Genomic DNA, 19,244 nt, shown 5'->3' with positions numbered 1-19,244 from the left:
GCCAAATGAAATCTCATGCGCTCGCAATCAACAGACAGACATTCAAAACCACGTTCGGCGCGGCGGCAGTGCTGGTGTTCCTGACCGCCTGTACCGTCGGCCCCGACTACCAGATGCCTGCGCCGAGCCAGTCGCAGCACTACGATCAACAGGCCGAACAGCGTCTTGGTCAGCGTGGCAACAAGCAGATTGATCTGGGCCAGAAGGTCCGCGGTGACTGGTGGACGGCGTTCCGCTCGCAGAAGCTCGACACGGTGGTGCGTCGGGCCATTGCGGGCAACCTTGAACTGGTGGCGGCGGATGCAACCATTCGCCAGGCGGCGTCCTCGGTGACGGCGGCGGAAGGTGCGTTGTACCCGCAAGTCGATTTTGGCGCCCAGGCGGGCCGTCAACGGGTTCATAACGCCAAAGAGCCGGCCGTCTCCAACTTCTATGCGATCGGGCCACGGGTCGGTTTTGACCTGGACGCGTTCGGCGGCAACAAGCGCTTGGTGGAACAGCAGGAAGCGTTTGCCGATCTGCAAAAGCATCGCTATGAAGCGGCGTACCTGACCCTGACCGGGAATGTCGCCAGTCAGGCGTTGCTGGTGGCGTCGGCGAATGCGCAGATGCAAGCCGTCGAGAGGCTGCTGGCCAACGACGCGAAAAACCTCGACCTCGTGCGCATGGCCCACGCCAATGGCAGCACCACGCAGATCGATGTTTCGCTGGCCGAAACCAGGCTCGCTCAAGACCGCACGTTGTTGCCGCCTCTGGCTCAGCAACGCGACTCGGCTCGCCACGCACTCTCGATTCTGACGGGCAAAGGCCCGGGCGACTGGATCGCGCCGGACTTCGACCTGGCCGAGTTTGTATTGCCGGCCAACGTGCCTGTCAGCTTGCCTTCTGAAATGGCCCACGACCGGCCGGATGTGCGCCAGGCAGAAGCAGAACTGCACATGGCCAGCGCTGCCGTCGGCGTCGCGACCGCGAACCTCTATCCCCACGTCACGTTGTCCGCGTCGCTGGCACAGGCCGCTTCGGGCAATGGCGGCGCCGCACTCTGGGGCTTCGCGGCAGGGCTGGCGGGGCCGATCTTTGATGGCGGAACGCTCAAGGCTGAACGTCAGGCTGCCATCGACGGCTACAACGCGACGCTCGCCGGTTACCAGCAAACCGTGATCAGTTCGTTCGGCCAGGTCGCCGACACGTTGCAAGCCATCAACCATGACGCCGAGGAAAACCTCGCCCAGGAAGACGCGTTGCGTGCGGCCGAAACCAGTTTGCGCTTGAACCAGCAAGCCTACGCGCAAGGAGAGAACAGCATTCTCCAGGTGCTGGAAGCGGAGCGCGCTTATCAGCAGGCGTTGCTGGGCCGAATCCGGATCAAGACAGCGCAATACCTCGACACGGTGCGCCTGTACGTGGCGCTCGGCGGTAATTCCGTTGGCGCATTCGAGCAACGGGTGGCCACACGCGAAGCACAGAACCCTGCGTATCAATAACGGCTGCGGCCCCGACAATTGGAGTAAAGAGATGCCTTACGAAGCCTTTCACGATGCACTTCGCGATCACCGTTTTGCGCTCAACCATGGCGCGGGTGAAATGCCGGCGGTTGGGTTCGGCACGCTGTTTCGAGATCTTGCGGTCACCACGCAAGCGGTCAAGGAGGCCCTGCACGCGGGCTTTCGTCATTTCGATTGTGCAGAACGTTATCGAAATGAAGAACAGGTCGGCATTGCCCTGCAAGAGGTGTTGGCGAGCGGAACAATCCGCCGCGAAGAGCTGTTCATCACCACCAAGCTGTGGAACACCAACCATCGCCCCGAGCGGGTTCAACCGGCGTTCGAGGCCAGTTGCCGACGGTTGCAAGTGGACTATATCGACTGCTACCTGATCCATACGCCGTTTGCCTTTCAACCCGGTGAAAACCAGGACCCGAGGGACGAGCAAGGCAACGTCATCTACGATTCAGGGGTCACGTTGATCGAGACATGGAGGGCACTTGAGCGCCTGGTGGATGAAGGTCGGTGCAAGTCCATCGGCTTGTCGGACATCACGTTGCCGGCGTTGCAGGCGATTGTCGCCTAGGCGCGGATCAAGCCCGCCGTCGTGCAGGTCGAGTCCCATCCTTATTTGCCTGAATGGGAACTGCTTGAGTTTTGTCAGCAACATGGAATTATCGTCCTGGCGTTTGCACCACTCGGCCATGGCATGGAGCCCAATGTGCTGGAAGATTCGGTGATTACCGGGATCGCCCGGCGCGTGCAGAAGACCCCGGCGCAAGTGGCGCTGGCCTGGTCGGTGCAGCGGGGCGTGGCGTTTCTGACCACGTCGGCGACACCGAGCCACATCCGGGAAAACTTCGATCTGTCCACGCTGCCACACCGGGCGATGCTTGAAATCAAGGAAGAGATCACCATTCGGGTACGGTTCAACTCGGTGGTGGAAACCGGTGTTCCCGGGTTTATTGCGCGCAAGAAGTAATACGATTCGAGAGGGGCGGCTTTCTGTAAGGCCGCCCTTTTTTATCCAGACCCTTGAGGCCTAGCGATGGACATTTTCCAGACCATGCGTTTTTTCGTGGCTGTCGCCCAAACCGGCAGCTTTACGGCGGCGGCGCAGATGCTGGACACCACCACGACCAACGTTTCCAAAGCGGTGACCAGTCTGGAGGCGCGGCTGCAAACACGTCTGATCAACCGGACCACTCGACGCCTGGCTTTGACCGAAGCCGGTGTGCGCTACTTGCAGCGCTGCGAGAAAATTCTTGAAGAGGTGCGTGAAGCCGATGAGGAGGCAGGAACCGCTCACATCACGCCGGTGGGTCGGCTGAAGATTCATGCGATGTCGGCCATCGGCAACCATTACGTGATCGATGCGATTGCCAAGTACCGAGAGACTCACCCCTCGGTGATGTTTGATCTGACCCTGACCAATCGGCTGCCCGATTTGCTGGAGGAGGGGTATGACATGTCGATCGTGTTAGCGCGGGACCTGCCCGATTCCGGGTTTGTCGCGCAAAGGCTGGGCATCACTTACAGCATCCTCTGCGCTTCGCCGGCGTACTTGAAGAAACGCGGACACCCTGATTCTCCAGGGTCGCTTGGCGTACATGATTGTCTGCGGATTGTGAATACGGTCATGCCGGTTGAAAACTGGGCATTCGAGGGGCCGGACGGCGTGGAGACGGTGAACGTTCCGATCTCTCCCTTTCACGTCAACACCGCCGATGCGATGACGGTCGCGATCAAGAATGGAATGGGGATCGGTATTCAACCCATTGCGTCCGCCGTGGACGGACTGAGAGCGGGCACGTTAGTGCGCGTATTGCCGGATTATCATTTCGAGGAATTCAACTTGTTTGCCATCTACCCGTCACGAAAGTTCGTGGATGCGAAGATCAAGACATGGGTGGAGTTTCTGAAAGACTACATTCCGGGTCTGTTGGCCTCCGATGAGGACATTGTCGGTTCGCCAGCAAAACCCTGACAGGCGCGGCAGGCATGGAGTGTCGACCCTCCATCGTCCGCACGCTACTCAACCGTTCGAGCAGCCTGTGCCCATGACTTGATATTGCAGGATATGCCGTTGACCGTGAGAGTCTTCATACGTCATTTGGGCCGGCACCGGCGCGCATTCGTTTGCAATGTCCGACACCGTAATGATCTTCTGAATATCGAGCTTCATTCCGTAGGTGTAACTTTCAACGGGTACCTGGCCGGCTTCAGCATTGGCATGGCTTTCGTCTGCAAAGGCCTGTGCGGTTAAACTTCCAAGAGCAAGGAACAGCGCAGCTTTTAAAGCGTTCATGGTATTCACCTTGGCATCGACTATTTCGGGGTTGTTGCCTGGCGAGCAAGTTGCTGACAACTTCAATGGCTCGCTGGGTAGAGTCGATGCTAGGTGTTTACGACTTCGCCATATATCGGTCGACCGGACAAACACTGTTGTCGGATTTCACATGAATCCTGAATCGGCAGGCTCAGGCCGGCTGTTTTCGTTCTTGAGTTTTCAGCGTCTTTCAGACTCAAATGGTCCTTTTCGGGACGGTGACGATATGGAACATCGGTGTGAAGTAGCAGTGCTCGGACTCGGCGCGATGGGCGCCGCGACGGTGTATCAACTGGCGAAATCCGGGGTCAGGGTCATCGGCGTTGACCGCCACCATCCTCCCCACACGCAGGGCTCCAGCCATGGGGACACGCGCATCACTCGGCTCTCGGTCGGCGAAGGTGCGGCGTACGTGCCCATTGTCCTCAACTCGCATCGGATCTGGCGTGAACTCGAAGCACTGTCCGGCGAGTCGCTGTTCGAGCAGTGCGGCGTGCTGGTGTTGAGCTCCAGCCCCGGCTATGACGCCAACGATGCCAACGACTTCACGAACCGCACCCTTCAACTGGCGAACACCTACGGCATCGAGCATGAGGTGTTGTTCGCCGAACAGATTCGCCAGCGATTCCCGCAGTTTTCCCAGGTGCTGGACACTGCCGTCGGCTACTTCGAACCGAGTGGCGGTTACGTCCGGCCGGAACGCTGCATCGCGGTGCAATTGCAGCTCGCCGAGGAACACGGCGCCACGTTGTTCAAGGGCGAAACCGTCACGCACATCCGCTCGGACGAGCAGGGCGTCACCCTCACCACTGATCAGCGCACGATCCGCGCCGACAAAGTCGTGGTCAGTGCCGGCATGTGGTCCCGGGATTTGTTGGGACAGCCGTTTGACCGCTTGTTGCGGGTGTGTCGGCAGAAGCTGTTCTGGTTTGAGCAGGAGGAGCACGCACGGTTTGCCGAGGTGTCACCGACGTTCATCTTCAGCCACGGTCCGGCGCAGTCCTTTTACGGCTTCCCGCCGTTACCGGGCGAGGGCAGCGTGAAAGTCGCGACGGAGCAATACATTGAAGAATCCTCGCCAGACACGCTGGACCGCACCGTCAGCGCCGTTGAAGAAAGCGACATGTTCGAACGTCAGGTGCGCGGCCGGATCGCAGGCGTGACATCGCGTGTGGTCAAGTCGGCAGTGTGCGCGTACACCGTCACGCCGGATTCGCACTTCATCATCGACGAGCATCCGACACTGAAAAACACCCTGGTGGTGTCGGCCTGTTCGGGACATGGTTTCAAGCATTCCGCAGCGTTGGGCGAGGCGGTTGCGCAGTGGTGCGTGCGTGGCAGCAGTGACCTGGACCTGTCGGCGTTTTCGTTGAAGCGGTTTGCCTGACTTGCCGATCCCGGCCACCCCGCGATCCGTAGGAGCCCGGCTTGCCGGCGAAGGCGTCCATGAAATCGCCATCGCCGGCAAGCCGGCTCCTACAGGTTTGGTGTGAATCCCCAATCCCGGGCATCCCCGCGATCCGTAGGAGCCGGCTTGGTGTGAATCCCCAATCCCGGACATCCCCGCGATCCGTAGGAGCCAGGCTTGCCGGCGAAGGCGTCCGTGAAATCGCCATCGCCGGCAAGCCGGGCTCCTACGGGTTTGGGGTGAATCCATCATCCCGGACACCCCACGATCGCAGGCGCCAGGCTTGCCGAGGTGGGTGAGCTGATACTAATTGGCCATCATTTCCGGTAGAGTGTGCGCCGCCCGAGAGACGGATCCCGGGCGTTTACCCAAGGAGTCATTCAGTGAATCACCTCAGCAAAGTTGTTGCCGTTACCCTGTTCGGCCTGGTTCTGGCGGGTTGCACCGGCGCCCCGATGAAGACTCAGCAATACGATGCAAGCCAATACACGGTGGTTGGCCACAGTGAAGCGAGCGCCACGGGCCTGATGCTGTTCGGCGTCATCCCGATTCGCCAGAACAGCCGTTTTGTTCGCGCGCAAGACGCGGCGATCAAGGCCAAGGGCGGCGATGCACTGATCAACACCCAAGTGCAGGAAAACTGGTTCTGGGCCTGGGTCCTGAGCGGTTACACCACCAAGGTTTCCGGTGATGTGATCAAGCTGAAAAACGTTCAGTAAGCGATCGCCAGTGCAGCCTGCCGCAATGGCAGGCCGCACTTGTCGTCCCGGTCAGATCAGGTTGATCACGACATCGATGTTGCCACGGGTCGCCTTCGAATACGGGCAGGTCTGGTGCGCGGCATCCACCACCGACCGTGCAACTGCCGGGTCCAGGCCGGGAAGGCTGACGTTGAGGCGCGCCTGCAGGAAAAAGGCGTTTTCGGTCTTGCCCAGGTCTATTTCGGTATCGACAGACACGTCAGTCGGCAAGGTCACTTGCAACGCGATGGCTGCCTTGCCCATGGCACCGATGAAGCAGGCCGACCAACCAGCGCCCAGCAGTTGTTCAGGGTTGGTGCCGCTGCCGGAAGAACCTATGGCGCTAAGCTTGACGTCCAGACGGCCATCGTCGCTTCGCGATTCGCCATTGCGGCCTCCGGTTGTGTGGGTCTTGCCGGTGTAAAGCACGGTGTCGATTTGATTGATCATGGCGGTTCCTGCTGAGGTTGGTGGGCGCTTCTAAATCGCTGTTCATCGGAAAACATCTGAATTTCCGATGTGGCCCACTTTTCCACTTCCATGTAATGCGGATGTGTCCTGAACCGGCGCTTGTGTATCGCCGTGTAAGATCACCCCGCAAAAATACACACTGATACAAATCGACAGTGATTGTAGGAGCGAGCTTGCTCGCTCCTACGGGTAAAGCCTTCACGCCTGCTTGTTCAACGCTGCCTCCGCCGCCGCAATTTCCGCCTGGCGCTTGATGATCAGGTCACCCATCGGCGGCCCCTGAAAGCGCCGCGCTTCAAAACCGAACCAGACGATGGCCGTCAGCACCAGGAAGCCGATGGTGATGTACAGCGCCCAATCGTTCGGTGGCTGGATGCCGATGACGAAGATCACCACCATCGAGAGCACCGAGAGCACGGCGAACAAGGAGTAAAAAGCGTGCCCCATGTTCCACGGCCCCATGGTTGGCCACTTCGAGGTTCCGTAGGCGAACAGGCCCAGCACGATGGGAATGATGAAAGAGAAAAACAGGAAGATCACCGTGCAGGAGACCACGATGGTGTAGACCGGCGTTGCCCCGATCGAGATCACCGACGAGCCCCAGTCGAACAAGACCGCCAGGGTCGCGCCGGTCCAGATGGCTGCCACCGGGCTGCGATATTTCGGCGAGACCGAGGCCAGTGCTTTCGAGCAGGGCAGGCCACCGTCGCGGGAGAACGCGAAGATCATGCGTGACACCGAGGTCACGGTCGCCAGCCCGCAGAGAAACTGCGAGATGAAAATCGCCACGTACAGCGCGAATTTCACGTTAGGGCTCACCTGGGCGTTCATGCCCCAGAAGAACACGTTCCAGCCCTGTTTCGCCGCTTCGTCCATGTTCGGCAGCATCAGCACGAACGAACAGAGCATCACCCAACCGAACAGCAACGACCAGATCACGGACATGACCATGCCGCGCGGCACCGACATCGCGGCATTACGGGTTTCTTCTGAGGTATGCGCCGACGCGTCATAACCGGTGATGGTGTAGATCGGCAACAGCAGGCCGAGCATGAACACCCAGCTGTTCGACACCTGTGGCCAGACACTGCCGCCGGCTTCACCGGAATAGTTGCCGAAAGTCCACAACCGGGCGAACTCATAGCTGGGTGCGGAGATCAGGCAGACGATGGTCAGCGCGAGCGCCGTGGCGAAAATCAGGTAGCCCGAGAAGTCGGTGAGTTTCGCGGTCAGGCCGATGCCCAGATGGTTACACAAGGCCTGGATGCCGGTCAGGATCGCCAGGAAAATCACCCTCACCGTGGTGGTGTCTTCCATTCCCAGCGCCGGTCCGAAGGCCCCGAAAAAGAAGTAATAGGTGCCGACGTTGATCGCGCCGAGCACCGTGACCAGTCCCAGCAGATTGAACCAGGCTGTCAGCCAGCCGGTGAAGCGGTTTCCGAGAATCGAGCCCCAGTGATAGAGACCGCCAGCGGTGGGGTAGGCCGAAGAAATCTGCGCCATGGCCAGCGCGAACACCCCGGAGATCAGGCAACCGATGGGCCAGCCGATGCCAATCGCCGCACCCCCTGCGCCCGAGGTGCCCTGGGCCAGTGAGTTAATGCCGCCTGAAAGGATGCAGATGATCGAAAAGGAAATCGCGAAGTTGGAGAAAACACCCATTCGTCGCGAGAGTTGCTGGGCGTAGCCCATGCTGTGCAGCACCTTGACGTCCTCGTCGTGCGCGTCGGTGCCGGGCTGGCTTGCTGGGTTCATGCTGTGTACCCCATCAGGTTTTGATTCAATCCATTGGCGTGTGCGCAATGGGCTGGCCTTCAACACCTTGTCGTACTGCTCCTTTTTCCAACCGATACTGCTCTGGATCTAAACGCGGCCGTGATAAGCCGCGTCGAAAATGCTGGCCACACCGAGCTTGGTCAATGGCAGGGGATTGCCGCTGGCCGAGGGATCGACAATCGCCATGTCCGCGATCAGGTCGGCCTGCCGGTCATCCACGCCCAACTCAACCAGCGTGTGCGGCACGCCGATGTCTTTGCGCAGCTTGAGCACGAAGGCCAGAAAACTGTCGAAGCCGGGGGAGGGCAGGCGCAGATAAGCCGCGAGGCGGATGATGCGTTCCTCGATGGCCGGGCGATTGAACTGCAACACATACGGCATGAACGTGGCATTGGTCATGCCGTGATGGGTGTCGTACAGCGCGCCCACCGGATGCGAGAGCGCGTGCATTCCACCGAGGCCTTTCTGGAACGCGGTGGCGCCCATCGCGGCGGCGGCGAGCATGTGTGCGCGCGCTTCAAGGTCCGAAGGTGTATGGACGGCGCGCACCAGAGCGTTGGCCACCAGGCGCATGCCTTCCACCGCAATGCCGTCGGCCAGCGGGTGAAATCCGGGAGCGCAATACGCCTCCAGGCAATGGGCGAACGCATCCATGCCGGTGCCGGCGGTGACTTTTGCCGGCATGCCCACGGTGAGTGCCGGATCGCTGATGACCACGCGCGGCATCATTTTCGGGTGGAAGATGATGCGTTTGGTGTGCGTGCGCTCGTCGATGATCACCGCCGCACGGCCGACTTCGGAACCGGTTCCCGCTGTGGTCGGCACGGCAATCACCGGGGCGATGTGGCTGTCGTCGGCTCGGGTCCAATAGTCGCCGATGTCTTCGAAATCCCACACCGGTCGGGTCTGGCCGCTCATGAACGCGATGAGCTTGCCCATGTCCAGGCCGCTGCCACCGCCGAAGGCAACCACGCCATCGTGCTGGCCGGTGCGCCAGGCTTCGAGCCCTCCGGCCAGGTTGGCCTCGACCGGATTGGGCTTGAGGTCACAAAACAGCGCGACGCCAAGGCCGGCGGCGCGCAACGCATCCACCGCCGCCGTGGTGATCGCCGCACGCCCCAGGCCGCTGTCGGTGACCAGCAACGGGCGTTGGATACCCTGGCTGCGGCAGATCTCGGCCAGCTCGGCGATGCGCCCGACACCGAAGCGAATGCTGGTGGGGTAGTTCCAGTTTCCAGTCAGGTTCATGGCCTACACCTCGTGGCGCAGATGAAAGGATTTGGCGCGGGTCAGGTGCTCGTAGCCCAGGCGCGACAGGGTGACGCCGCGTCCGCTGTTCTTGACCCCGGTCCAGGCCAGCGCCGGGTCGAGGTAATCGCAGCGGTTCATGAATACGGTGCCGGTGGCGATCTCGTTGCCGAGGCGTTCGGCGGCGGCGAGGTCCTCGGTCCAGATCGACGCGCTGAGTCCGAACTCACTGTCGTTCATCAAGGCGATGGCTTCTTCGTCGCCAGTCACCGGCATGATGCCGACCACAGGGCCGAAGCTTTCGTCGCGCATCACCGACATTTCATGAGTGACGTCCACCAGTACCTGCGGCGCCAGGTAGGCGCTGCCCGGTGCGTCGGCGGGAAACGCCTTCGGATCGATCAGCGCTTTGGCGCCCTCGGCCAGCGCGTCGGCAATCTGTCCGCGAACAAAATCTGCGGCGGCCGGCGAGACCATCGGACCCAGCGTGGTGGCTTCGTCCAGCGGGTTGCCCAACACGTACTGGCGAGTCAAATCGGCGAAGCGCTCGACGAAGGCGGGATAGATTTTCTCGTCCACATAGATGCGCTCGACCGCACAGCAGCTTTGCCCGGAGTTGAAGAAGCTGCCGTCCACCAGGTTTTCCACGGCGTGTTCGAGATTGGCGTCGGCGCGAACGTAGGCCGGGTCTTTGCCGCCGAGCTCCAGGCCCATGCCGATGAAATCCGTGATGGCGGCTTGTTGGACTTGCAGGCCAGCGTCCACCGAACCCGTGAAGTTCACCTGTTGTACGTCGCCGGTAACGATGGCTACTGAGGTACTGGCATGACTGAGCAGCAGGTTCTGGAACAACCCTTCAGGCAGATTGGCCCGGCGAAAAGCTTCTGCGAAACGCTCGCCGACCAGCAGGGTTTGCGAGGCGTGTTTGAGGATGACGCTGTTGCCCGCCATCAACGCCGGAATAATCGTGTTGACGGCGGTCAGATAGGGGTAGTTCCACGGGGCGATCACGAGCACCGTACCTAGCGGCTCGCGTTTGATGTAACGCCGAAAACCTGCGACCGGTGCGGGTTCAACGGCTGCAAGCGCTTCGGGCGCAATAGCGATCATGTGCCGGGCTCGCTCTTCGAAACCGCGCAGCTCGCCAGCGCCATAACGCACCGGTCGACCCATTTGCCAGGCCAGCTCCGGCACGATTTCATCTTTCATGGCGAGCATCGCGTCCACAGCGGCACTGCAAAAAGCTGCACGCTCGCTCAGTGGTCGGCGCTTCCATTGCGCCTGGGCAGTTGCAGCCGCCTCAAGCGCCTGAAGGAGCCGGGCCGTATCTATTTGCTGGCGCTCGACGTACACCCGGCCATCGACCGGAGAAATAAGCTGAATCTTCGCAGTCATGGTGTGCTCAATAGCGCTCGAAGCCGCGCTGCAGTTCCCAGTCGGTGATCCGCCGGTCGTACTCTTTCTGCTCCCACTCGGCGGTGTGCACGTAGTGATCGACCACTTCATCGCCGAACGCCTCGCGCAACATGCTCGACCCCTTGAGGGCGGAGCAGGCATCGCGCAGGGTTTTCGAGACTTCCGGCAAATGCTCATCGAGGTAGGCATCGCCCTCGAACGGCGCGGCGAGTTCGAGCTTCTCGTCGATCCCGGCCAGGCCCGCCGCGATCAGCGCGGCGAAGGCCAGATAAGGGTTGAGGTCGGCGCCGCCGATGCGGCATTCGATGCGGATGGATTTGCTGCCTTCGGCACACAAACGAAAGCCGGCGGTGCGATTGTCGCGGCTCCAGACCGCCCGCGTCGGCGCGAAAGTGCCAGCCTGGAAGCGCTTGTACGAATTGATGTAGGGCGCCAGAAAACAGGTGATGTCGTTGGCGTACTTGAGCTGCCCGGCGACCCAGGCGCGCATCAGTTTCGACATGCCGAACTCGGCTTTGGCATCGAAGAACAATGGCTTCTTGGCGTTCTTGTCCCACAGCGAATTATGGATATGGCTGCTGGACCCGGCGGCGTCATAACGCCACTTGGCCATGAACGTGATCGCCTTGCCTTGCAGCTGCGCGATCTCTTTGCAGGCGTGCTTGATGATGACGTGGTGGTCGGCCATGGTCATGGCATCGGCGTAACGAATGTTGATTTCTTCCTGGCCGGGGCCCCATTCGCCCTTGGAGTTTTCCACGGGAATGCCCGACGCTTGCAGATGCTTGCGAATCGCCCGCAGCACCGGTTCCTCGCGGGTGGTCTGGAGGATGTTGTAATCCTCGATGTAATGCCCGGCGGTTTTCGGTTGGTGATAGTTGCGCTGGTGGATCGCCTCGTAGCTCTCATCGAACAGGTAGAACTCAAGCTCCGAAGCGAACATGCCGGTGTAGCCCCGTTCACGCAGGCGCTCGACCTGTTTTTTCAGAATCGCCCGCGGGCTGTGGGGCAAGTCCTTTCGATGGTGATGATCGAGCACATCGCAGAGCACCAGCGCCGTGCATTCCAGCCAGGGCACACGCCGCAGCGTGGACATGTCCGGTTTCAGGACGAAGTCGCCATAGCCTTTGCTCCAACTGGCTGCGGCGTAACCCGGCACCGGTTCCATGTCGATGTCGTCGGCCAGCAGGTAATTGCAGCAGTGGGTTTCTTCGTGGCCGCTGTCGATAAAAAACTCGACCTGGAAGCGCTTGCCGACCAGGCGTCCCTGCATGTCGACCATGCAGACCAATACGGTGTCGATTTCGCCAGCGGCAGCCGCGCGCTTGAGTGCATCAAAGCTGAGGAGGGGCTCGGTCATCACGTCAATCCTGCGTGAAAGGGTTGGGCCTGTCTGAGATAGCTGTTGCAGACGCTCTCCAGAACAACCAAAACCCTGCAGAATCGAGCATCGTGAGCAATAAGCTGATCCAAGCTTAGCCTACTGTTGAAAACTGCAAGTCCTTATGAGCCGCTAAATTCACAGCTTGTAGCCAATCTGCCGCAACAGGTTTTTGCGCCACAGAATGTCTTCGTCGCCTTCAATTTCCTTGGCGCAGAAGCCATCCACCACACCCAGAATCGCGCGTCCCTGTGCTGTCTCGGCGAGCACCACTTCAGTGGGGTTGGCGGTTGCGCAAAAGATCCGGCACACCTCTGGAACCGTTTTGACCGTGTTCAATATGTTCAGCGGATAGAAGCCGTCACCCAGGAAGATGATGAAGCTGTGCCCGGCGCCGATGGCTTGGGCATTGCTCTGGGCCAGTTTGATCATGGCGGGATCGGTGCCGGACCAGCGCACCATGCATTTGCCCGAGGCTTCGCAAAAAGCCACGCCGAAGCGGATGCCTGGCACTGCGTTGATCAACGCTTCGTGAATGTCCTCGACGGATTTGATGAAGTGGGTCTGGCCCAGAATGAAATTCGTGTCTTGCGGCTTGTCGATTTTCTGCGTGATGAGTTGCATCTCGAACACCTCCTTTCACGACGGTGTTGCCAGGGGCTGGCAACCGTTCAAGTCTCACGATTCATTTTAGGAGATTCGCGCCCAGGCCGACGCTTGAGCGACCGGCGCACGTCGGGCGGCGGTAATCGGGTAAGGTAGGCGCGAAAATGCACCGGGTGCGCCGATTGACTTCACTGGAACCGAACATGATGAAAGCTGTAACCCTCACCTTCGTCCTTTCACTGACCGCAGGGGCATTTTGCACGCCGGCGGCAGCGGCGGGGGATGCTGAAGCCGGGGCGAAACTGTTCACGCGGATCTGCGGCGGCTGCCATCAGGTGGGCGAGTCGGCGCGGGGCGGCTTCGGCCCGCAACTCAACGGTATTTTCGGCCGTCCCTCGGGAAGCGTGACGGACTACCAGTACTCCGACGCGATGAAATCCGCCGGCATTGTCTGGACGCGCGAGACACTGACGGCTTACCTCGAAGCGCCGAAGAAAGTGGTGCCCGGCACCCGGATGATTTTCTGGGGGCTCAGCGATCCGCAGAAGATCGAGGATGTGCTGGCGTACTTGCAGACGTTTCAGCCGAAGTAATCGAATGCGTCGTTGAAATGTACGTCGATGTACATTTTGTGTACGCACGAGGGCGTGCAGCGTAGAGTGGAGCGACATTTTCAGAACACGGTGGTACCCGAGGATGTCGCAGACAGGAAAGACACGGACCAAGGCCCAGGACGCCGGCTGGCGCGGCTCGGTCAATGGCTGGCTGGACGCCGCCTACGATGCCCTCAAGGAATCCGGTGTGGACGCGGTGCGCGTGATGCCGCTGGCCAAGCGGCTGAACCTGTCGCGCACTAGTTTCTATTGGTTCTATGAGGATCGCGAGCAACTGCTGGCGGCGCTCCTGACCCGCTGGCGCGACAAGAACACCGGCGGGCTGATCAGCCAGTGCGAGAGTTACGCCGAAAGCATTTCCGAAGCCATCCTCAACGTTTTCGAATGCTGGGTGAATCCCGAGCTGTTCGACTCGCAGTTCGAGTTTGCCGTGCGCAGTTGGGCGTTGCAGTCCGCCGAGGTGGCCGACGAAATCGCCGCGGCTGACGAGGCGCGGATCAATGCCCTGGCCGGCATGTTTCGCCGGTTCGGCTACGAGACCGACGCCGCCGATGCGCGGGCCAGGACGATCTACCTCACGCAGATCGGCTACATCTCGATGAAAACCACTGAGGACATCGTCGTGCGTTTCCGACGCATTCCGCAGTACGTCACGGTGTTTACCGGCAAGGCACCGAAGCGTCGCGAGCTCGACCGTTTTTTTGGCAAGTTCGGCTACGCGGAAAAAGAGCCGGGTGTTTTCGTGTCGCTGGTCGACACCTTCGAGGAGGCGACGCCCGATGCCGAATAGAACCCTGGGCATCATCGGCGGCACCGGCTGGTTGGGCCGTTCAATCGCTGACGCGGTGCTGGAAAGCGGCTTCATCGCTGCCGATTGCCTGCTGATTTCGAACCGTTCCGGCACCAGCACGTTCGGGCCAGACGTGCGGGTGCTGGCGGATAACCAAGCGTTGGTTGAGCTTAGCGATGTCGTGGTGTTGTCGATCCGCCCGGAGCAATTTCGTGAACTGCAGATCGACGCCCGGGGCAAACGGGTGATTTCACTGATGGCCGGTGTTCCTGCGTCGACCATCAGCGCCGCTACTGGTGCGCAAGTCGTGGTGCGGGCCATGCCGAATGCAGCCGTGGAAATCCGCCAGTCGTACACGCCTTGGTACAACGCCGGTGAGTTGAGCGAACAGGACCGCGAGTGGGTACAACGACTTTTTGAATGCGTCGGTTCGGCGGACGAAGTGCCCAATGAGGATTGCATCGATTACCTCAGTGCTCTGTCCGGCACCGGGCCTGCTTTCCCGGCCATGCTTTACAGGGCGCTGGTTGAATCGGCGGTGGTCGCGGGGATTCCCGAGGCGATCGCACAACGTGCCGCGCACGGCGTGGTGGTGGGTGGCGGTCAGTTACTGGCCAGCCGTGATCCCCTGCAAATGATCGACGCCCTCATGGCTTATCGCGGTGTGACGGCAGCGGCGTTGCAGTCGATGGCTGATCAACATATCGACACCATCGTGGGCCAGGCTGTACAGGCCGGTGCGGCTGTCGCCCGACGCGGGATGTAAAAAAGAGGGAGCAAAAGCTCCCTCGATTGATGTTTGGCGAGGTTCAGATTTCCTTCACCAACCGCAAGGCATCGTAGATCGCCGCATGCGTGTTGCGGGCCGCCACGGCGTCACCGATCCTGAACAGCTGGAAACGCCCTTGAGGGTTGGTGACGATGTGTTGCGCGTGACCAGCAATCAGGTCGTGCTGTTCCACCGCGCCGCCATTGCTTGAGTGAGGGCGAAGATCGAAATACAGGTCGTCCAGCGGCAGCGTGCCGTGGTTGACCACGACCTGATCGACGACACGCTGTTTGTTGACCTTGCCGTAGTCGCTGCCGAAGGTCGCGACCAGCTTGCCATCGCGCTTTTCCACCGACTCGACGCGGTACGTGACGGTAAAAGTGACGTCGAGGTCTTGCAGGCTGCGCATGTAGGGCACCAGGTTCATCGCCATCACTTCCGGCGCAAATGCACGGTCGGGCGTGACGATCTCCACGGTCGCGCCGCTTTGTGCGATGACTTCGGCAGCCTGCAAGGCGGCATGGTCGCCGGCATCATCGAAAATCAGCACGTTGCGGCCAGGCTTGATGTCGCCGGAAATAATGTCCCAGGTCGACACCACCAGTTCGTTGCCTCGGGCAAGGACCTCGGTGTCGGGCAGGCCTCCGGTCGCGACGATGACCACGTCCGGCTCGTGGGCCAGCACGGTGTCGGCTTCCGCCCAGGTGTTGAAGTGAAACTTCACGCCAAGGCGCTCGCACTGCGCCATTCGCCAGTCGATGATGCCGATCATTTCGCGGCGGCGTTCGTTCAGGGACGTCAGCCGGATCTGCCCGCCGGGCCGGTCCGCCGCTTCCAGCACAGTGACGTCGTGGCCGCGTTCGCCCGCGACACGCGCTGCTTCCAGCCCGGCGGGGCCGGTGCCGATGATCAACACTTTGCGTTGGCGCGCCGCCTTGGGGATTTCGTGGGGCATGGTGGTTTCGCGACCGGTCGCCGCGTTGTGTATGCAGTAGGCGGCGCCGCCCTGATAGATCCGGTCCAGGCAATAGTTCGCGCCCACGCAAGGGCGGATGTCTTCCTCGCGCTTCTCGATGATCTTGCGCACGATATGCGGATCGGTCATGTGCGCGCGGGTCATGCCCACCATGTCGACCTTGCCCGAGGCAATCGCGTAGCGCGCCGTGGCGACGTCGGGAATCTTCGCCGCGTGGAAGGTCGGGAAACCCGTCGAGGCGCGGATCTCACCGGCGAAATCAAGGTGCGGTGAGTTGCGCATGCCCTGGATCGGGATGACATCAGTCAGGCCCGCGTCGGTGTCGATGTGGCCGCGCACCACGTTGAGGAAATCGATCAGCCCGCTGTCCTTGAGCATGTGCGACACCTGCATCCCCTCACTGGCGTTGAAGCCGCCCGGCAGCGTTTCGTCGCCGGTGTAGCGCACACCCAGCAGGAAGTTTTCGCCGACACGCTGGCGAATCCCGCGCAGGATGTCGAAGGTAAAGCGCATGCGGTTTTCCAGCGAGCCGCCATAAGGGCCGTCGAGATCGTTGGTCAGCGGCGACCAGAACTGATCCATCAAATGCCCGTAGGCCTGCAATTCCAGGCCGTCCATGCCGGCGGCCTGCATGCGTTCGGCCGCGTCCACGTAGTCCTTGATGATCCGCTCGATGTCCCAGTCTTCCATCTTCTTGGGGAATGAGCGGTGCGACGCCTCGCGACGGTGCGAAGGCGAGACCACGGGCAACCAGTCGGCCTTGTCCCAGCGAGTGCGCCGGCCCAGGTGGGTCAACTGGATCATGACGGCGGCGCCATGTTCGTGGCATTCATCGGTCAGGTCCTTGAGCCATCCGACCACTTCGTCCTTGTAGGCCAGCACGTTGTTGAACACCGGCGGGCTGTCCCGGGAGACCGCTGCCGAGCCCGCCGTCATGGTCAGGGCAACCCCGGCCTTGGCGCGCTCGACGTGGTAGGCGCGATACAGCGCCTGGGGCATGCCGTCGATAGGGTAGGCCGGCTCGTGCGCCGTGGTCATGATCCGGTTTCTGAGGGTCAGGTGCTTGATCTTGTAGGGTTGCAGCAAGGGATCGCTGGACATCGTGGTGCGCTCCAAAGTGGGCTTCATCAGGCTCGGCGACTTGAAATTAGGATAAATGTACATAGGTGTCAATTGCTCATGACACACGTGTACATTTTTCTTGCGCAACACAAAAGTCACCGATAAGATCAGGCTCGAAAGGGTGCAGAGGAGCTACCGGACAGTCGTGCCCGGCACGATGTGAAAAGGGATTGCGAGGGATTCGGTGGAGAAGGGCTGTGCTGCCCGAATTCGAAGCAGCGAAGACTGCACTGTTCACGACCGTAAGGCCGTTCAAACGAAGACAACCTGCCTATCACCGTAAAATAGGAAGACGCCTGATGAACGCTCATTCGTATCGAAAAACAGCCTGTGCCTGCCTGTTCGGACTGGCGCTTGGAACCCACGCGGCGCTGACTCAGGCGGCGGAACAGCAACCTGTGCGCATTGGCTGGGTCAACTGGTCCGACACCGAAATCACCGTCAAGCTCGCCACCACCGCGTTGCAGGAACATTTAAAACAACCGGTGAAACTGGTGATGGCCGACATCGGCATTCAGTTCCAGGCCCTGGCCAACGGCAATATCGACCTCATCCCGATGGTCTGGCTGCCGAGTACCCACAAGGCGTTCTACGACAAATACAAGGACCGGCTCGAAGACCTCGGCGTGCTCTATGAAGGACGTATCGGCATGACGGTGCCGACCTCGGTGCCGATCAGCGAAGTGGCGAGCGTAGAGGACCTGAACAAACCGCAGGTCAGGGAAAAGCTCGACGGCAAGATCCTCACGTCCGAGGTCGGCAACGGCCAGTACAAGCTCACGGTCAAGGCCATCGAGGAGTACAAGCTCGACGGTTACAAGCTGGTGGCCTCATCGGAATCCGGCATGCTCAATGAGTTGGACCGTAACCTCAAACGCGGCAAATGGTCGTTGGTGAATGCCTGGAGTCCGCACTGGATGTTCTCCAAATATCCGCTGCGCTATCTGGATGATCCCAAGAAGATCTTTGGCGGCGCCGAGCAGATTCACGCCATGGCGCGCAAGGGTTTCAGCCAGGAGTATCCGGAAGTGGCGTACTTCTTCGCCCACTATTCGATCCCTCAGGCTGATCTCGAAGCGTTGATGATGCAGGCGCGCCAAAGCTCTTCCGACCAGGCCGTCGCCGCTTATTACGCCGCCAACAAGCCCCGTTTCGAAGCGATGTTCGAGAAGGGCGCGCAGAGTGTCAGCAGTCGCCAGCCTTGAGTGCACTGGCAGACGGCAGGTGACTCATCGACCGATGATGCACAAATCCCCGGTGGCGCGGATCAATGCCTGGCCATGCAGGCCATCCTTGATCAGCGCCGACCGCTCTTTGGCCAGCCACTGGGCGCAGTTCGGGTCTTTGCGATAAGGCGCGAAATCGGCGTAGTGCTGCAACAGGCGGTTTTGCAGCTCATCCAGCTGTGGCCGGATTTGATTCGCAAGGTCCGGCCGCGGCACATCAGGCGCGTTGCCTGCCGCTTGCCATTGCGCGAGCAGTCCGTATTGCACCAGCTTGTTGGCTTCGATCTGTGCGGCGATCAACTCGGCGATTTCGTCCGGGTCGAGTTTGCGGGTAACCGCTTGATTCCTGGCATTGGCGATGACTTGTGCTTCCCGGGCGCTGTCCTGGATCGGTTTGTGGCTGTCCCATTTGGTCAGCGCCACCAGATCAGCAATGTTCAGGCGTTCGTTTATCGTCACCAGCAGCGGTTGCAAACTGGCGGGTGCCGGGGAGGGCGTGCCGGCTTGTGCGCCGCAAGCGAGTAAACCGGACAGGGCGCAGGTCAGCAGCAGGCGTGGGGAGAAAAACATGGGCAACCTCATTGGATACGGGACTCGCAATCAGGAGCTATGTATCACAGGTGTGCCAGTGGCATTAAGGGGGAGCTGATTTTATTTGTGCACGAAAAAGCCCGGCGGGTCAGGCCGGGCTTCTTTTTGAGTACCGCGGTAGGGTTATTCATTCATACGGCGCGGCTTTCGATCAGACGGTCGGAACCACCTTCGGCAACGCGGTTTTCGATCAGACGGTCAGAGCCACCTTCGGCAACGCGGTTTTCGATCAGACGGTCGGAACCACCTTCAGCGACGCGGTTTTCGATCAGACGGTCGGAGCCACCTTCGGCAACG

The 19,244-nt window shown here is 60.6% G+C and carries 17 protein-coding genes and 1 pseudogene; 9 read left to right on the top strand and 9 right to left on the bottom strand.

Annotated features, from left to right (window positions below; translation table 11 throughout):
* Positions 1–5 precede the first annotated feature (5 nt).
* The 3 genes and pseudogenes from KGA97_RS07255 (at position 6) to KGA97_RS07245 (ending at position 3,471) form a co-directional block, all read left to right on the top strand.
* On the top strand, positions 6–1,484 hold the full coding sequence (locus tag KGA97_RS07255; protein WP_223480477.1) for an efflux transporter outer membrane subunit: 1,479 nt from the start codon (positions 6–8) through the stop codon (positions 1,482–1,484).
* 31 nt (positions 1,485–1,515) lie between these two features.
* Positions 1,516–2,466, top strand: a pseudogene (locus tag KGA97_RS07250) (aldo/keto reductase).
* Between the two features lie 66 nt (positions 2,467–2,532).
* Complete coding sequence (locus KGA97_RS07245) at positions 2,533–3,471, top strand: LysR family transcriptional regulator (protein WP_223434974.1); 939 nt, start codon at positions 2,533–2,535, stop codon at positions 3,469–3,471.
* Positions 3,472–3,519: 48 nt separating this feature from the next.
* On the opposite strand, the gene KGA97_RS07240 is transcribed toward KGA97_RS07245, so the two are convergent.
* Positions 3,520–3,792, bottom strand: coding sequence for a DUF2790 domain-containing protein (locus KGA97_RS07240; protein WP_223480476.1), 273 nt, complete (start codon positions 3,790–3,792; stop codon positions 3,520–3,522).
* Between the two features lie 247 nt (positions 3,793–4,039).
* Between KGA97_RS07240 and solA the strand changes: the two genes are divergently transcribed.
* Together solA and KGA97_RS07230 are read left to right on the top strand one after the other, a co-directional pair.
* Positions 4,040–5,200, top strand: coding sequence for an N-methyl-L-tryptophan oxidase (solA, locus tag KGA97_RS07235; protein WP_223480475.1), 1,161 nt, complete (start codon positions 4,040–4,042; stop codon positions 5,198–5,200).
* Between the two features lie 404 nt (positions 5,201–5,604).
* Positions 5,605–5,940, top strand: a complete 336-nt coding sequence (locus KGA97_RS07230; RefSeq protein ID WP_008033343.1) for a hypothetical protein — start codon at positions 5,605–5,607, stop codon at positions 5,938–5,940.
* Between the two features lie 51 nt (positions 5,941–5,991).
* Here the strand turns inward: KGA97_RS07230 and KGA97_RS07225 are convergent, their stop codons facing one another.
* From KGA97_RS07225 to KGA97_RS07200, 6 genes are all read right to left on the bottom strand, one after another.
* Positions 5,992–6,411, bottom strand: coding sequence for an organic hydroperoxide resistance protein (locus KGA97_RS07225; protein WP_223434971.1), 420 nt, complete (start codon positions 6,409–6,411; stop codon positions 5,992–5,994).
* A gap of 219 nt (positions 6,412–6,630) precedes the next feature.
* Positions 6,631–8,187, bottom strand: a complete 1,557-nt coding sequence (locus KGA97_RS07220) for an amino acid permease (protein WP_223434970.1) — start codon at positions 8,185–8,187, stop codon at positions 6,631–6,633.
* A 108-nt stretch (positions 8,188–8,295) separates the two neighbouring features.
* Positions 8,296–9,456, bottom strand: coding sequence for an iron-containing alcohol dehydrogenase (locus tag KGA97_RS07215; protein WP_008040449.1), 1,161 nt, complete (start codon positions 9,454–9,456; stop codon positions 8,296–8,298).
* A gap of 3 nt (positions 9,457–9,459) precedes the next feature.
* Positions 9,460–10,851, bottom strand: a complete 1,392-nt coding sequence (locus KGA97_RS07210; RefSeq protein ID WP_223480474.1) for an aldehyde dehydrogenase family protein — start codon at positions 10,849–10,851, stop codon at positions 9,460–9,462.
* A 7-nt stretch (positions 10,852–10,858) separates the two neighbouring features.
* On the bottom strand, positions 10,859–12,232 hold the full coding sequence (locus tag KGA97_RS07205) for a glutamine synthetase family protein (protein WP_008040447.1): 1,374 nt from the start codon (positions 12,230–12,232) through the stop codon (positions 10,859–10,861).
* Between the two features lie 159 nt (positions 12,233–12,391).
* Positions 12,392–12,877 (bottom strand): adenosine-specific kinase, encoded by a 486-nt coding sequence (locus KGA97_RS07200; protein ID WP_008040446.1) that lies wholly within the window; start codon positions 12,875–12,877, stop codon positions 12,392–12,394.
* 185 nt (positions 12,878–13,062) lie between these two features.
* Between KGA97_RS07200 and KGA97_RS07195 the strand changes: the two genes are divergently transcribed.
* From KGA97_RS07195 to KGA97_RS07185, 3 genes are all read left to right on the top strand, one after another.
* Positions 13,063–13,452 carry a c-type cytochrome gene (locus tag KGA97_RS07195; RefSeq protein WP_192420752.1) on the top strand — a complete coding sequence of 130 codons (390 nt, stop codon included), beginning with the start codon at positions 13,063–13,065 and terminating at the stop codon, positions 13,450–13,452.
* 103 nt (positions 13,453–13,555) lie between these two features.
* Entirely contained in the window at positions 13,556–14,263 is a 708-nt protein-coding gene (locus KGA97_RS07190) for a TetR/AcrR family transcriptional regulator (protein ID WP_008033332.1), read from the top strand.
* Positions 14,253–15,029, top strand: a complete 777-nt coding sequence (locus tag KGA97_RS07185; RefSeq protein WP_223480473.1) for a pyrroline-5-carboxylate reductase family protein — start codon at positions 14,253–14,255, stop codon at positions 15,027–15,029. The genes KGA97_RS07190 and KGA97_RS07185 overlap by 11 nt, the downstream gene beginning before the upstream one ends.
* A 43-nt stretch (positions 15,030–15,072) precedes the next feature.
* On the opposite strand, the gene KGA97_RS07180 is transcribed toward KGA97_RS07185, so the two are convergent.
* A complete protein-coding gene (locus tag KGA97_RS07180) occupies positions 15,073–17,109 on the bottom strand; it encodes an NADH:flavin oxidoreductase (RefSeq protein WP_223480511.1) in 2,037 nt (678 codons plus the stop codon).
* A gap of 320 nt (positions 17,110–17,429) precedes the next feature.
* Here KGA97_RS07180 and KGA97_RS07175 point away from each other — a divergent pair, with 320 nt between their 5' ends.
* On the top strand, positions 17,430–18,335 hold the full coding sequence (locus KGA97_RS07175) for a glycine betaine ABC transporter substrate-binding protein (RefSeq protein ID WP_008033329.1): 906 nt from the start codon (positions 17,430–17,432) through the stop codon (positions 18,333–18,335).
* Positions 18,336–18,359: 24 nt separating this feature from the next.
* Here the strand turns inward: KGA97_RS07175 and KGA97_RS07170 are convergent, their stop codons facing one another.
* Positions 18,360–18,926 carry a chorismate mutase gene (locus tag KGA97_RS07170; protein ID WP_008040441.1) on the bottom strand — a complete coding sequence of 189 codons (567 nt, stop codon included), beginning with the start codon at positions 18,924–18,926 and terminating at the stop codon, positions 18,360–18,362.
* Positions 18,927–19,244: the final 318 nt, after the last annotated feature.

This window comes from Pseudomonas sp. BF-B-15, assembly GCF_019946675.1.
GTDB classification, from domain to species: Bacteria; Pseudomonadota; Gammaproteobacteria; order Pseudomonadales; family Pseudomonadaceae; genus Aquipseudomonas; species Aquipseudomonas migulae.
This window is presented reverse-complemented; position numbering and strand designations above follow the sequence as displayed.

Coding starts and splice junctions, on each gene's coding strand:
- KGA97_RS07255 (WP_223480477.1), top strand. CDS start 6: ATGAAATCTCATGCGCTCGCAATCAACAGACAGACATTCAAAACCACG.
- KGA97_RS07245 (WP_223434974.1), top strand. CDS start 2,533: ATGGACATTTTCCAGACCATGCGTTTTTTCGTGGCTGTCGCCCAAACC.
- KGA97_RS07240 (WP_223480476.1), bottom strand. CDS start 3,792: ATGAACGCTTTAAAAGCTGCGCTGTTCCTTGCTCTTGGAAGTTTAACC.
- solA (WP_223480475.1), top strand. CDS start 4,040: ATGGAACATCGGTGTGAAGTAGCAGTGCTCGGACTCGGCGCGATGGGC.
- KGA97_RS07225 (WP_223434971.1), bottom strand. CDS start 6,411: ATGATCAATCAAATCGACACCGTGCTTTACACCGGCAAGACCCACACA.
- KGA97_RS07220 (WP_223434970.1), bottom strand. CDS start 8,187: ATGAACCCAGCAAGCCAGCCCGGCACCGACGCGCACGACGAGGACGTC.
- KGA97_RS07215 (WP_008040449.1), bottom strand. CDS start 9,456: ATGAACCTGACTGGAAACTGGAACTACCCCACCAGCATTCGCTTCGGT.
- KGA97_RS07210 (WP_223480474.1), bottom strand. CDS start 10,851: ATGACTGCGAAGATTCAGCTTATTTCTCCGGTCGATGGCCGGGTGTAC.
- KGA97_RS07205 (WP_008040447.1), bottom strand. CDS start 12,232: ATGACCGAGCCCCTCCTCAGCTTTGATGCACTCAAGCGCGCGGCTGCC.
- KGA97_RS07200 (WP_008040446.1), bottom strand. CDS start 12,877: ATGCAACTCATCACGCAGAAAATCGACAAGCCGCAAGACACGAATTTC.
- KGA97_RS07195 (WP_192420752.1), top strand. CDS start 13,063: ATGATGAAAGCTGTAACCCTCACCTTCGTCCTTTCACTGACCGCAGGG.
- KGA97_RS07190 (WP_008033332.1), top strand. CDS start 13,556: ATGTCGCAGACAGGAAAGACACGGACCAAGGCCCAGGACGCCGGCTGG.
- KGA97_RS07185 (WP_223480473.1), top strand. CDS start 14,253: ATGCCGAATAGAACCCTGGGCATCATCGGCGGCACCGGCTGGTTGGGC.
- KGA97_RS07180 (WP_223480511.1), bottom strand. CDS start 17,109: ATGTCCAGCGATCCCTTGCTGCAACCCTACAAGATCAAGCACCTGACC.
- KGA97_RS07175 (WP_008033329.1), top strand. CDS start 17,430: ATGAACGCTCATTCGTATCGAAAAACAGCCTGTGCCTGCCTGTTCGGA.
- KGA97_RS07170 (WP_008040441.1), bottom strand. CDS start 18,926: ATGTTTTTCTCCCCACGCCTGCTGCTGACCTGCGCCCTGTCCGGTTTA.